Here is a 14,222-nt window from a genome sequence, read left to right as displayed (position 1 = left end):
GTCGTCCGAGAGTCTGCGGGAAGCCGACAACACGGACGCACCAATCCTGTCGCTTCACCTGCCGTCGTACCCGTGAGTCACTGATCAGACTGGTGGATCCGCTACCCACGGCAACGGAGGGGAACCACCCATGCACGGCTCACGCATCGCCGCCGTCGGCCACTACCAGCCCGCCAAGGTGCTCACCAACGAGGACCTGGCGGGCATGGTCGACACCAGCGACGAGTGGATCAGATCACGGGTGGGCATCCGTACACGCCACATCGCCGGCCCCGACGAGCCCGTCGACGAGCTGGCCGCGCACGCCGCCGCCAAGGCGCTCGCGGCGGCGGGCCTGGCCCCCGGCGACATCGACCTGGTCCTGGTCGCCACCTCCACCGCCGTCGACCGCTCGCCGAACATGGCCGCCCGCGTCGCCGCACGCCTCGGCATCCCGCAGCCCGCTGCGATGGACATCAACGTCGTCTGCGCTGGCTTCACCCATGCCCTCGCCACCGCGGACCACACCGTGCGCGCGGGCGCGGCCACCCGGGCGCTCGTCATCGGCGCCGACAAGATGTCCGACGTGACGGACTGGACCGACCGTACGACCTGTGTGCTGGTCGGCGACGGCGCCGGGGCCGCCGTGGTCGAGGCCTGCCCCGCCGGCGCCGAGACCGGGATCGGGCCGGTGCTGTGGGGTTCGGTGCCCGGGATGGGACACGCGGTGCGCATCGAGGGTACGCCTTCGCGGTTCGCGCAGGAGGGACAGAGCGTGTACCGGTGGGCCACCACCCAGCTGCCGCCCATCGCCCGGCAGGTCTGCGAACGGGCCGGCACCGCGCCCGAGGATCTCGCCGCGGTCGTGCTGCACCAGGCCAACCTGCGCATCATCGAGCCGCTCGCCGAGAAGCTCGGCGCGGTCAACGCGGTCGTCGCCCGCGATGTCACCGAGTCCGGCAACACCTCGGCGGCCAGCATCCCGCTCGCCCTGTCCAAGCTCGTGGAACGCGGGGAGATCTCCTCGGGGGACCGGGTGCTCCTCTTCGGCTTCGGCGGAAACCTGTCGTACGCGGGCCAGGTCGTCCGCTGTCCGTGAGCGGTCCCGGGTCTCGGTGACCCGCTGCCGTGTGTCCATGCGCGTCCCTGAGGGCCGTGCGGTCGCTCCGCGGCCGTCGACGACAACGACCGATTCGCCCCCTGGCAGGCCCCCCTGCGCGCCGTAGACTGTAGACGAAAGACAATCCATACTGGCTTCCCGGCTATCGCGCCGTCGTTGCCCTGGAGGGGGACCGCGATGTTGTCGACAGGACTGCCGCAGGGAGCGGTGCCCAGGCTGGAGCGCCCCGGCCCGCTGCGCGACCGTGTCTACGAGGCGCTGCTCGAACTCATCACCACCCGCGCCCTCCAGCCCGGCCAGCACCTCGTCGAGAGCGAACTCGCCGGGCATCTCGGTGTCTCCCGGCAGCCCGTGCGCGAGGCGTTGCAGCGGCTGAACACCGAGGGCTGGGTCGATCTGCGCCCCGCCCAGGGCGCGTTCGTGCACGAGCCGACGGAGGAGGAGGCCGACCAGCTCCTCACCGTGCGTACGCTGCTGGAGGCCGAGGCCGCCCGGCTCGCCGCCGCGCACGCGGGCAGCGCGGGCATCGCGGCCCTGGAGGAGCTGTGCGCCCAGGGAGAGCGTGCCGTCGCCGAGGACGACGTGGACGGGGCGGTCGCGCTGAACGCCCGCTTCCACACGAAGGTGATGGAGCTCGCGGGCAACGCGGTCCTCGCGGAGCTGGCCGCGCAGGTCGACCGGCGGGTGCGCTGGTACTACACCCCGGTCGCCCGGCAGCGGGGACAGCGGTCCTGGACCGAGCACCGGGAGCTGATCGCCGCGATCGCCGCCCGCGACGAGCAGCGGGCCACCGGGCTGATGCGCGAACACACCGAGCACACCCGGCGGTCGTACCACGCCCGGGCGGAGTCCTGAGCCCGTCCGGTACCGGCCGACACAGCGGTGGCCCTCCCGGACGCGGGAAGGCCACCACAGGACCCACGAGGGTCAGCCGGCAAACCGGTGAGCGGGCCGGGCAGTGCTCCGGTCAGCCGGTCGTCCGCGGCCGCGGCCGCGGGGCCGGTGCCGCTTTCTGGCTCCGACCCGGCTGCCGCAGCAGCAGGGCGATCGCGGCCGCCACCATCGAGACACCCCCGGCCAGGGCGTACGCGCCGTTGTAGCCCCAGGCCGCCACCACCATCGAGCCGAGACCGCCGCCGAACAGACCGCTGACCAGCTTGCCGCTGTACACCAGGCCGTAGTTGGTGGCGTTGTAGTTCTCCCCGAAGTAGTCCGGGGTCAGCGCCGCGAACATCGGGTAGAACGCACCGCCGCCGAACCCGGAGAGGAACGCGAAGAACAGGAACAGCCATTCGCTCTTGATGTCCCCGGCCCAGATCACCCCGAACTGCGCGAGGCCGAGGACGACGATGACGAACACCAGGGTCGGCTTACGGCCCCCGATGTCGGACAGCCAGCCCACGACACCGCGTCCGATGCCGTTGATGACGGCCATGACGCCCATGACGCCCATGGACGACGCCGCCACCAGCGGTCCGAAGCCCACCTCCTTGGCGAAGTCGACCTGGAAGGAGATCCCGAAGATCGACACCCCGGCCGTCATCACGATGGAGATCCACATCAGGGGCAGCATGCCGGTCCTGATGGCTTCCCCGGGTGTGTACTGCCGTACCGCAGGCGGGTTCTTGGCGGGGTCGGCCGCATTCTTCCCGCTGCTGGACAAGGCCGGCGGGTCGATGTCCGCGGGCCACCAGTTCTTCGGCGGGTCCTTGAAGAAGAAGGCGCAGCACACCACCACGATCAGGATGTAGCAGCCGATCAGGTCCAGCACCTCGTTGTAGTTCGCGGTGTCGAACGCGTAGTTGAAGATGAAGATGAACGGCAGTGATCCGTACGCGAAGCCGCCGTTGACGAACCCGGTCCGCGCGCCGCGCCGTTCGGGGAACCACTTGCCGACCATGTTGATACAGGTCGCGTAGACGAGACCGGCACCGATCCCGCCGACCACACCGAAGCCCAGGATCGCCGCCCATACGTCGCTCAGGTGGGACAGGGCCAGGAAACCGACCAGACACATCCCGGACCCGAGGAACATCGCCCTGCGCGCGGTCAGCACCCCGCGCTCCCGCAGCCAGCCGCACGGGAAGGCGATACCGGCCTGGAAGAACACCCAGACGCTGAGGATCCAGAAGGTGTTGCTCTGCGTCCAGCCGTGCGCGTGGGACAAGGTGTCCTCCGCGGAGCCGTACGCGTACTCGAAGACACTGATGGCCATCATGGCGATCCACGGGAGATACACCATGAGCTTGCGGGAGTGGCCGAGGATGTCCCGGTCGGTCTCACCGATGCGGTAGACACGGCCGTGGGCGTCCGTCACCTCGCGATAGGCCCGGCCCGCGGCCCCGGGGCCGGCCGACGAACCGTTCGTGGCTATGGGGTCTGCCGTCATGTCACGCCATCTCCTCGCCGAGCGGATGCGGGTTGGGGACGATGCGCCGGGCGTTCGGCCTGCCCGGTGCCTTCAGGAAAAGGGCCAGGACCGCGGAGGCCAGGCCGATGGAGCCCGCCAGGACGAACGCGCCGGGGTAGTCCCACTCACCGACGACGACCGCGCCCAGACCGCAGGCGACGAGCCCCGAGATCAGGTTCGAGCTGTAGACCATCCCGTAGTGGGTGGCGCTGTGGTTCTCACCGAAGAAGTCCGCCGTCATGGCCGCGATCAGCGGGAGCACCGCGCCGCCGGCGACCCCGGAGACCATCGAGCAGACGAGGAAGAACGGCACGCTGCCCGCCTGGCCCGACACCAGCACGCCGAACTGGGCCGTGCCCAGCACGACACAGACCACCACCAGGGTGGTGCGCCGGCCGCAGCGGTCGGAGATCCAGCCGATCACGCCGCTCGCGGTGCCGCTGACGATCGCCGTCAGGGACATCGCCGTGGCGACGACACCGCCCGCGAACCCCATGTCCGCACCGAACGGCACCGGGAAGGCGATCCCGAAGACGTCGATCAGGGCCGCGCCCGGCAGACAGAGCCACATCAGCCACAGGACCGGGGAGCGGGCGGCCTCCTTCGGCGAGTACTGCCTGACCGCCGGGGGATTCCGCTCCAGAGCGCGGCGGATCCGCGCATCCCGCGTGCCCGGCACGGGGTCTCCGCGGTCCGGACGGAGCACGGCGCCCGGGACCGGGGCCCTGTGCGCCGGCCACCAGTTCCGCGGCGGATCCTCGAAGAAGCAGCCGACCGCCGCCACCACCAGACACAGCCCCACGCCGAGGGCGGTGAGCGCCACCGTGTGGCCGCGCGGGTCGAGCACGGAGGTGAACAGGAACACGAAGGGCACGGACCCATAGGCGGAACCGCCGCTCACGAAGCCCGTCCCGGCGCCCCTGCGCTCCGGGTACCACTTGCCGGCCATGGTCACGCAGGTCGCGTGGACGAGACCGGCACCGATGCCGCCGCACACGCCGAAGCCGAGGAGTCCGACGGTGCTGTGCGGGGCGAACGCCGCTGCCAGAGAGCCCAGCAGCATGGCGCACGCCCCGGCCGCCATGGCCGTACGGGCGGGCAGCCTGCCGCTCTCCCGCAACCGGCCGGCGGGGAAGGCCACGGCCGCCTGGAAGAACACCCAGACGGCCAGCAGCCGGTAGATGTGCCCATCGCGCCACAGTTGCGCCGCGTGGAACGTGTCCTGCGCCGACGCCAACGCGTACGCGGCGGCGCCGATCGCCGTCATGCCCACCCAGGGCAGGACGATCATCCAGATACGGGAACGGCCCATGATGCCGATGTCGCTCTCGCCGATCCGGTACACCCGGCCGTTGCGGTCCGTCACCTCCCGGTAGGGGACGGACGTCGGTAGATCGGTGGATGTCATGTGTGCCCAGCACCCCTTGCGTCGAAAGTTCTGGCCAGCGCCCCCTGTCCCATGCCTTTCGTGCGCGTGCGCGTGCGGGTCCGGGGGGCCGCCGGCGCGCACCGTCGGCGGCCCCCGTGCTCACTCACCTCATGAACCGCCTCCCAGCAACCCGGCCGCCCGCGCCCAGCGGTACTTCGCGCCGAGCACGGCCACCGGCCTCTCGGTCGTGTACGGGTACGCCACGACGCCCCGCTCGTACAGGTACTGGCAGGCCTCCTCCACCTCGACGTCCCCGGCCAGCGACGCCACCACCGGCTTCTCGATGCCGCGCTCCCGGAACTCGGCCACCACGCGCGCGGTCAGTTCGGCGAACACCATGGGCGGGGTGACGATGGTGTGCCAGTAGCCGAGGACCAGCGCGTGGATGCGCGGGTCCGCCAGGCCCAGCCGGATCGTCGCCTCGTACGTCGACGGCGGCTCGCCGCCCGTGATGTCCACCGGGTTGCCCGCGGCCCCGAAGGGCGGGATGAACTCCCGGAAGGCGGCGTCCAGGTCCGGGGGGATATCCATCAGGGTCAGTCCGTTGTCGGAGACCGCGTCCGACAGCAGCACACCGCTGCCGCCGGCCCCGGTGATGATGACGACGTTGTCCCCCTCGGGGGTGGGCAGCACCGGCAACGCGCGCGCGTACTCCAGCATGTCGTGCAGGCCGGGAGCCCGGATGACACCGGCCTGCCGCAGGATGTCGTCGTACACGGCGTCGTCGCCCGCGAGCGCCCCGGTGTGCGATCCCGCGGCCCGGGCGCCGGCCGCGGTCCGGCCCGCCTTCAGGACCACCACGGGCTTCTTGGGGACGGTCTCCCGGGCGGCCCGCACAAACGCCCGCCCGTCCTTGAGGTCCTCCAGGTGCATCGCGATGCACTCCGTGTGCGGGTCCTCGCCGAACCAGGTCAGCAGGTCGTCCTCGTCCAGGTCCGACTTGTTGCCGAGGCCGACGATCGCCGACACACCCGTCTTCGTGGTGCGGGCGAAGCCGAGGATGGCCATCCCGATGCCCCCGGACTGCGACGTCAGCGCGACCCCGCCCTTGACGTCGTAGGGCGTGCAGAACGTGGCACACAGGTCCTGCCACGTCGAGTAGTAGCCGTAGATGTTCGGGCCCAGCAGCCGGATGCCGTACCGCTCGGCGATCTCCACGATCTCCGCCTGGAGCCGGTGCTCCCCGGTCTCCGCGAACCCGGAGGGAATCAGGACCGCGTTGGGGATCCTCTTGCGCCCCACCTCCTCCAGCGCCCCGGCCACCAGGGCGGCGGGGATGGCGAAGACGGCCACATCCACCTCACCGGGAACGTCCGTGACACTCTTGTACGCCTTGCGGCCCAGAATGTCATCGGCCTTGGGGTTCACCGGGTGGATCTCCCCGGAGAAGCCGCCGTCGACGAGGTTGCGCATCACCGAATTGCCGATCTTGCCCGGCTCGTTGGAGGCGCCGATCACGGCGACGGAGGACGGCTGCATCAACCGGCGCATGGAGGTGAGGATCTCCTCGCGCGTGTAGTGCCGGCGCTCCTTCTCGGGCGCCTCGGAGAGGATCACCCTGATGTCCGCCGCGACCGCGCCGTCCGGGGTGGCGATCACCGGGTTGAGGTCGACCTCGGCGATCTCGGGGAAGTCGGAGACCAGTCGGGAGACCCGGCGGATCTGCTCGGCGATCGCCCACCGGTCCACGCCCGGCTGCCCGCGCACCCCGCGCAGGATCTCGGCCGAGCGGAGGGAGTCCAGCATGGACAGCGCCTCGTCGGCGTCCACGGGCGCGAGCCGGAAGGTCACGTCCTTCAGCACCTCGACGAGCACGCCGCCCAGCCCGAAGGCCACGATCTTGCCGAAGGTGGGGTCGGTCACCGCGCCCACGATGACTTCCTGGCCCTGCGGCAGCAGTTCCTGGATCTGGACCCCTTCGACCCGCGCCTCAGGGTCGTACGCGCGGGCGTTGCGGACGATCGTGTGGAACGCGGTCTTCACCTCCGCCGCGCCCGCCACACCGACGACGACTCCGCCGGCCTCGGTCTTGTGCAGGATGTCCGGGGAGACGATCTTCATCACGACGGGCCCGCCGAACCGCGCCGCGTGTGCCACCGCCTCGTCCACGTCCCGCGCCAGCTCCTCGCCCGGTACGGCGATGCCGTACGCGTCGGCGATCACCTTGCCCTCCGGCGCGGTCAGCGCGGTGCGTCCCTCGGCCCGCACCGAGTCGAGCAGGGCACGTACCCTGAGCGCCCGGTCCTCTGTCATCACGTCAGATCACCCCGTTCGACTTGAGCAGGCGCAACTCCTCGTCACCGAGGCCGAGCTCGCCCACGTAGACCTCTTCGTTGTGCTCGCCGAGCAACGGTGAACCGGTCACCTCGACGGGGGAGTCGGAGAGCTTGAGCGGGCTGCCCACCGTGATGAACTCGCCGCGCTCCGGGTGCGGTACGCGCACCACCATCCCGTTCGCGGCCAGGGACTCGTCCTCGATGATCTCCTTGGTCGACAGGATCGGCCCGCACGGGATGTCATGGGCGTTCAGCCGCTCCAGGACCTCCCACTTGGGCAGGGTCGACGACCACTCCTCGATCAGCTGGAACATCTTGCCGAGCTTCGGCAGCCGGACCTGAGGGGTGGCCCACTCGGGGTCGCCGGCCAGCTCCGGCCGGCCGATCAGCTCGCTGAGCGGCTTCCAGCCGACGGGCTGCACGATGACGTACACATAGTCGTTGGGTCCGCCCGGGGCGCATTTGACCGCCCAGCCGGGCTGGCCGCCGCCGGACGCGTTTCCCGAGCGGGGAACCTCCTCGCCGAAGTCCTCGTTGGGATATTCAGCGAGCGGCCCCTGTGCCAGGCGTTGCTGATCGCGCAGCTTCACCCGGCACAGATTGAGTACAGCGTGCTGCATGGCCACGTTGACCCGCTGCCCACGCCCGGTCTTCTCCCGCTGGTACAGCGCCGCGAGAATCCCCGCCACGGCGTGCACACCCGTCCCCGAGTCCCCGATCTGGGCCCCTGTCGCGAGCGGCGGCCCGTCCTCGAAACCGGTGGTCGACATCGACCCGCCCATGGCCTGCGCGACGACCTCGTACGCCTTGAACGCGGTGTACGGGCCCTCGCCGAACCCCTTGATGGAGGCATAGACGATCCGTGGATTGATCTCCCTGACGCGGTCCCAGGTGAAGCCCATCCGGTCGACCGCGCCCGGGCCGAAGTTCTCGACCATGACATCGGAGCGCCGGATCAGCTCGGTGAGGATCTCCTTGCCGCGTTCGGTCTTGGTGTTGAGGGTGATGCTCCGCTTGTTGCAGTTGAGCATCGTGAAGTAGAGGGAGTCGACGTCCGGGAGGTCGCGCAGCTGCCTGCGCGTGATGTCACCGGTCGGCGCCTCCAGCTTGATGACGTCCGCGCCGAGCCAGGCGAGGAGCTGGGTCGCGGAGGGTCCGGACTGGACATGGGTCATGTCCAGGACGCGGATGCCGTCGAGAGCCTTGGTCATGACAAGCGCTCCTCACTTGTACATGGTCTGGTTCATGGTTCCGGGGGCGTACGCGTCCGGGTCGACCCAGACGTTGATCAGCGAGGGCTTCCCGGACTCACGGGCCCGGCGCAGCGCGGGGCCGATGTCGGCCGGGTCGCGGACCTCCTCGCCGTGACCGCCCAGCATCCGGGCGAACGCGTCGTAGGGGACGTCGCCGAGCGTGTTGCCGACCCGCTCGCGCTCCCGCCCGTACTTCTGGGCCTGGCCGTAACGGATCTGGTTCATCGAGGAGTTGTTGCCGACGATGCCGACGAAGGGAAGGCGGTAGCGGACGAGGGTCTCGAAGTCCCAGCCGGTGAGGGAGAACGCCCCGTCGCCGAACAGGGCGACGACCTCCTTGTCGGGGCGCGCCTGCTTGGCCGCGAGCACGAACGGGATGCCGACGCCGAGCGTGCCCAGCGGACCCGGGTCCATCCAGTGGCCGGGTGACTTGGGCTGGACGACCTGACCGGAGAAGGTGACGATGTCGCCGCCGTCACCGATGTAGATCGAGTCCTCGGTGAGGAAGTCGTTGATCTCGCTGACGAGCCGGTACGGGTGGATGGGGGAGGCGTCCGACCTCAGCTGCGGCAGCCGCTTGTCGATGGCGGTCTGCTCGGCGGCCCGCAGTTCGTCGAGCCACTCCTTGCGCCGGGACGCCCCGCCGTTGACGCGTCCCGAGGCGGCCTCGGTCACCGACTTCAGGACCAGGCCCGCATCGCCGACGATGCCGAGGTCGATGTCCCGGTTCTTGCCGACGGTCCGGTAGTCGAGGTCGATCTGGACGACGGTCGCGTCGGGGGAGAGGCGTTTGCCGTAGCCCATGCGGAAGTCGAAGGGCGTACCCACGATGACGATGACGTCGGCGTGCGAGAAGGCGTAGCGGCGCGAGAGCTGGAAGTGGTGCGGGTCGCCCGGCGGCAGCGTGCCGCGCCCGGCACCGTTCATGTACGCCGGGATGTTCAGGGTGCGTACGAGGTCGACGGCGGATTCGGTCCCCCGAGTCGTCCACGCCTGGCTGCCCAGCAGGATCGCCGGCTTCTCGGCGTGCACGAGCAGATCCGCGAGCCGCTCGACGGCCTCGGGATCACCGGCCGAGCGGGTGGAGGCACGGTAGTGGCCGGAGCGGGGCACCCGGGCCTTCTCCCGCGGCACCTTGGCGTCCAGGACATCGCGCGGGATCTCCAGGAAGGAGGGCCCGGGCGCGCCGTGGAAGCACTCGCGGAACGCCATCGACACCATGTCCGCCGCGCGCGCCGTGTCGGGCACGGTCGCCGCGAACTTGGTGATGGGCGTCATCATGTCGACGTGCGGCAGGTCCTGCAGGGACCCCATCTTGTGCTGGCTGAGGGCCCCCTGACCGCCGATCAGCAGCATCGGGGACTCCGCACGGAACGCGTTGGCGACCCCCGTCACGGCGTCGGTCGTGCCGGGACCCGCCGTGACGACCGCGCAGCCGGGCCTGCCGGTGATGCGTGCGTAGCCGTCGGCGGCGTGGGCGGCGACCTGCTCGTGACGTACGTCGACGACCTCGATGCCTTCGTCCACACAGCCGTCGTAGATGTCGATGATGTGGCCGCCGCACAGGGTGTAGATGCGGTCGACGCCCTCGGCCTTCAGCGCCTTGGCAACGAGATGACCACCGGATATCGGGTCCTGGGTGTCGTCGGGCATGGCGAAGTCCTGTCCCTTCGTAGGGGGTGGGAACGCGCTCGCGGTACATTGCATACAGTCGACGAATACTGTATGAAGCTTGTTATCCCGCATCCGGTGGGTGGTGTCCAGGGGGCGTGCGGCACTTTCCAGACAGGAGCCGAGATGGACCTGTACGAACACCAGGCAAGGGAACTCTTCGCGGAACACGGCATCGTCGTCCCGAGGGCCGAGGTCACGGACTCGTCCAAGGAGGCCCGGGAGATCGCCCGGCGGCTCGGCGGGCGTGTCGTGGTCAAGGCGCAGGTCAGGACGGGCGGCCGGGGCAAGGCGGGCGGCGTGAAGTTCGCTGCCGATCCGGCCGCCGCCGAACTGACGGCCCGCCAGATCCTCGGGGCGGACATCAAGGGGCACACCGTGGGCGCAGTGATGCTGGCCCAACCGGTCGACGTGGAGCAGGAGTTGTATGTCTCCTATGTGCTCGACCGCGCGGCGGGCCGCTTCCTCGCGATCGCCTCCGCGCAGGGCGGAATGGACATCGAGCAGGTCGCCGCCCGCCGTCCCGAGGCGGTGGCACGCGTGCCCATCGACCCGGCGGAGGGCGTCACCTCCTCGAAGGCAGCCGAGATCGCCGAAGCCGCGGGACTGCCGGCCCGTACCGTCGATGTACTCGTACGGCTCTGGGACGTGCTCGTCCGCGAGGACGCCGTACTGGTGGAGGTCAACCCCCTGGTGCGGACGGCACAGGGCGCCGTCGTCGCCCTCGACGGCAAGGTCACCCTGGACGACAACGCCCGCTTCCGGCAGAACCGTTGGGGCGCCGAGGACACCGCGTCCGACGACCCGCTGGAGGCGGCGGCCGCCGCCAAGGGCCTCCACTACGTCAGACTGGACGGCGAGGTGGGTGTCATCGGCAACGGCGCGGGTCTTGTGATGTCGACCCTCGACGTCGTCGCGCGCTGCGGCGCCCGCCCCGCCAACTTCCTCGACATCGGCGGCGGCGCCTCCGCCCGGATCATGGCCGACGGCCTCTCCGTCATCCTGTCCGACCCGGCCGTCAGGTCCGTCCTCGTCAATGTCTTCGGCGGGATCACCGCCTGCGACGCGGTCGCCGACGGCATCGTGCGCGCCCTGGACGAGGTCCCCCCGACCAGGCCGCTCGTGGTCCGCCTGGACGGCAACAACGCCGCCCGCGGCCGGGCGATCCTCGCCGAGTACGCCCACCCGCTGGTCCAGCAGGCCGCCACCATGGACGGCGCCGCACGCCGGGCCGCCGAACTCGCCACCGCCGGCTGAAGGAGCCCGACATGGCCGTCTACCTCACCAAGGAGAGCAAGGTCCTCGTCCAGGGCATGACCGGGGGCGAGGGCATGAAACACACCCGCCGCATGCTCGCGGCCGGCACGAACGTCGTCGGCGGCGTCAACCCGCGCAAGGCGGGCCGCACGGTCGACTTCGAGATCCCCGGGCGCGTCGGGGACCTGCCAGGTGCCCCCGGCGCGATCCCCGTCTTCGGCTCGGTCCGCGAGGGCAGGGAGGCGACCGGCGCCGACGTGAGCGTCGTCTTCGTGCCTCCCGCCTTTGCCAAAGCCGCGGTCATGGAGGCCGCCGACGCGGGCATCGGCCTCGCGGTCGTCATCACGGAGGGCATCCCGGTCCATGACTCCGTGGCCTTCACCGCGTACGCCCGGCGCAAGCGCACCCGGATCATCGGCCCCAACTGTCCCGGGCTGATCAGCCCCGGCCGGTCCAACGCCGGCATCATCCCCGCGGACATCGCGGGGCCCGGCCGCATCGGTCTCGTGTCGAAATCCGGCACGCTCACCTACCAGCTCATGCACGAACTACGGGACATCGGCTTCTCGACCTGTGTAGGCATCGGCGGCGACCCCGTCGTCGGCACCACCCACATCGACTGCCTGGCCGCGTTCGAGGCCGATCCCGACACGGAACTGATCGTGATGATCGGCGAGATCGGCGGCGACGCGGAGGAACGGGCCGCCACGTATATCCGCGACCACGTCACCAAGCCGGTCGTCGGCTACGTCGCGGGCTTCACCGCGCCCGAGGGCAGGACGATGGGCCACGCGGGCGCCATCGTCTCCGGTTCCTCGGGCACCGCGCAGGCGAAGAGGGAAGCGCTGGAAGGGGTAGGGGTGAAGGTGGGCGACACCCCCACCGAGACGGCGCGCCTGGTGCGCACCCTGCTGGAAGCCGGGCGTGACGTCACTCATAGTTGAGGCGAGGTCACTTTCAGGTATCGCGACGGCTCGCTAGCGTCGTACCCACTGACCCGTACGGACACGGTCATACAGGCTTGTCCGCACGGACTCGTATATACGGACACACCGACATCCTCATCGTGTACGTGTGACACGAGACGAGCCATGCACGACCCGCCCCCGACTGTGCACCGAGAGCGGAGCAATCGAATGGCACCCACCCTCACCCTCAAATCCGGTACCTCCTGGTACGACGCCTGGCAGCGCTGCCTCGCCGTCGCCCCCGAGGCCTTCCGGGACGACCGTGTCCTGAACCTCTGGGACTCCTCCTGGCAGGCCGACGGCCGGCCGCTGCCCGCCACCAGCCCCGTCGACGGCAGTCCCATCGCGGGCCCGCCGCGCCTGGACAGCGACAGCGCTCACCGTGCCGTGCGCGCCGCGCTGGACCAGCACCGCGCCTGGCGCCGACTGCCCCTGTCCGAACGCCGGACTCGGGTCGCCGCGACCCTGGACGCCCTCACGGAACACCGCGAACTGCTGGCCCTCCTCCTCGTCTGGGAGATCGGCAAACCCTGGCGGCTCGCGCAGGCCGACGTGGACCGGGCCATCGACGGTGTGCGCTGGTACGTCGACGGAATCGAACCGATGATCGGCGAGCGGTCCTCGTTGGACGGCCCGGTGTCGAACATCGCGAGCTGGAACTACCCGATGAGCGTCCTGGTCCATGCCCTGCTGGTCCAGGCCCTGGCGGGCAACGCGGTCATCGCCAAGACCCCGACCGACGGCGGCGTAGCCTGCCTCACCCTGGCCTGTGCGCTGGCCGCGCGCGAGGGCATCCCCGTCACGCTCGTCAGCGGCAGCGGAGGCCAACTGTCCGAGGCGCTCGTGCGGGCGCCCGAGATCGGCTGTGTCAGTTTCGTCGGCGGCCGGGACACCGGCGCCGCGGTCGCCACCGCGGTCGCCGACCTGGGCAAACGGCACATCCTCGAACAGGAGGGCCTGAACACCTGGGGCATCTGGGGCTACTCGGACTGGGAGTCGCTCACCGCGGTCGTCCCCAAGCTCTTCGACTACGGCAAACAGCGCTGCACGGCCTACCCGCGCTTCGTCGTCCAGCGCTCCCTGTTCGACGAGTTCCTGGCCGCGTACCTCCCGGCGGTGCGCCGCGTCCGGATCGGGCACCCCCTCGCGGTGGAGAAACGCGACGACCCGTACCCGGAGCTGGACTTCGGTCCGCTGATCAACGCGGCCAAGGCGAAGGAACTGGCGGACCAGGTGGCCGAGGCGATCGACCGCGGCGCGATCCCCCTGCACCGGGGCCGCGCGGCGGACGCGCGCTTCCTGCCGGGCCAGGACACCTCCGCCTACGTCCACCCCGTGACCCTCCTGAACCCGCCCCCGTCCTCCCCGCTGCACCACGCGGAACCGTTCGGCCCGGTCGACACGATCGTCCTGGTCGACACGGAGGCGGAGCTGCTGGCGGCGATGAACGCGTCGAACGGAGCCCTCGTCGCGACGCTGTCGACGGACGACCGGGAGACCTACGACCGCCTGGCCCCGCAGATCCGCGCCTTCAAGGTGGGCCACGGCAAACCCCGCTCCCGGGGCGACCGCGACGAACTGTTCGGCGGCTTCGGCGCGTCCTGGCGCGGCGCCTTCGTGGGCGGCGACCTGCTCGTCCGTGCGGTGACCCGGGGACCGGCGGGGGAGCGGCTGCCGGGGAACTTCCCGGAGTACCAGCTGATGCCGTGACGCACGGCCGGGCGCCGCGCACTTCAAGCGAGCGGCGCCCGGCACCCTTCGGCCTCCGGCTGACCTGGGCCTCGCGTGAAGGGGCAGCCGTGTGTCACGTCGGGTGAGCGCGCGCCGCGGCCCGCCCAGGGCCCGGAATACGCAGGTGA

Annotated in this window: 10 protein-coding genes; 5 read left to right on the top strand and 5 right to left on the bottom strand. The window is 70.6% G+C overall.

Annotated features, from left to right (window positions below; all coding sequences use genetic code 11):
- The first annotated feature begins 130 nt into the window (after positions 1–130).
- Both AB0L95_RS19900 and AB0L95_RS19895 read left to right on the top strand, forming a co-directional pair.
- Entirely contained in the window at positions 131–1,078 is a 948-nt protein-coding gene (locus tag AB0L95_RS19900; protein ID WP_365163001.1) for a beta-ketoacyl-ACP synthase III, read from the top strand.
- Between the two features lie 198 nt (positions 1,079–1,276).
- A complete protein-coding gene (locus AB0L95_RS19895) occupies positions 1,277–1,954 on the top strand; it encodes a GntR family transcriptional regulator (protein WP_365162999.1) in 678 nt (225 codons plus the stop codon).
- Between the two features lie 112 nt (positions 1,955–2,066).
- On the opposite strand, the gene AB0L95_RS19890 is transcribed toward AB0L95_RS19895, so the two are convergent.
- The 5 genes from AB0L95_RS19890 to AB0L95_RS19870 form a co-directional block, all read right to left on the bottom strand.
- Positions 2,067–3,488 (bottom strand): OFA family MFS transporter, encoded by a 1,422-nt coding sequence (locus AB0L95_RS19890; RefSeq protein WP_365162997.1) that lies wholly within the window; start codon positions 3,486–3,488, stop codon positions 2,067–2,069.
- 1 nt (position 3,489) lies between these two features.
- Positions 3,490–4,917: an OFA family MFS transporter gene (locus AB0L95_RS19885; protein ID WP_365162995.1), complete on the bottom strand. Its 1,428-nt coding sequence runs from the start codon at positions 4,915–4,917 to the stop codon at positions 3,490–3,492.
- A 129-nt stretch (positions 4,918–5,046) separates the two neighbouring features.
- The gene (locus tag AB0L95_RS19880; RefSeq protein ID WP_365162993.1) at positions 5,047–7,191 is read right to left on the bottom strand and encodes an acetate--CoA ligase family protein; all 2,145 of its coding nucleotides are present in this window, start codon (positions 7,189–7,191) and stop codon (positions 5,047–5,049) included.
- 4 nt (positions 7,192–7,195) lie between these two features.
- The gene (frc, locus tag AB0L95_RS19875) at positions 7,196–8,425 is read right to left on the bottom strand and encodes a formyl-CoA transferase (protein WP_365162991.1); all 1,230 of its coding nucleotides are present in this window, start codon (positions 8,423–8,425) and stop codon (positions 7,196–7,198) included.
- 12 nt (positions 8,426–8,437) lie between these two features.
- Entirely contained in the window at positions 8,438–10,120 is a 1,683-nt protein-coding gene (locus AB0L95_RS19870; RefSeq protein WP_365162989.1) for a thiamine pyrophosphate-binding protein, read from the bottom strand.
- A gap of 144 nt (positions 10,121–10,264) precedes the next feature.
- On the opposite strand from AB0L95_RS19870, the gene sucC reads away from it, so the two are divergent.
- From sucC to AB0L95_RS19855, 3 genes are all read left to right on the top strand, one after another.
- Positions 10,265–11,395 carry an ADP-forming succinate--CoA ligase subunit beta gene (sucC, locus tag AB0L95_RS19865; protein WP_365162987.1) on the top strand — a complete coding sequence of 377 codons (1,131 nt, stop codon included), beginning with the start codon at positions 10,265–10,267 and terminating at the stop codon, positions 11,393–11,395.
- A gap of 11 nt (positions 11,396–11,406) precedes the next feature.
- Positions 11,407–12,339, top strand: a complete 933-nt coding sequence (sucD, locus tag AB0L95_RS19860; protein ID WP_365162985.1) for a succinate--CoA ligase subunit alpha — start codon at positions 11,407–11,409, stop codon at positions 12,337–12,339.
- A gap of 192 nt (positions 12,340–12,531) precedes the next feature.
- Positions 12,532–14,073: an aldehyde dehydrogenase family protein gene (locus tag AB0L95_RS19855; RefSeq protein WP_365162983.1), complete on the top strand. Its 1,542-nt coding sequence runs from the start codon at positions 12,532–12,534 to the stop codon at positions 14,071–14,073.
- The last annotated feature ends 149 nt before the right edge of the window (positions 14,074–14,222 follow it).

This window comes from Streptomyces sp. NPDC052036, from assembly GCF_040680495.1.
Lineage (GTDB): Bacteria > Actinomycetota > Actinomycetes > Streptomycetales > Streptomycetaceae > Streptomyces.
Note: the sequence above shows the minus strand (reverse complement) of the source record. Positions and strands in the feature narration are given on the sequence as shown.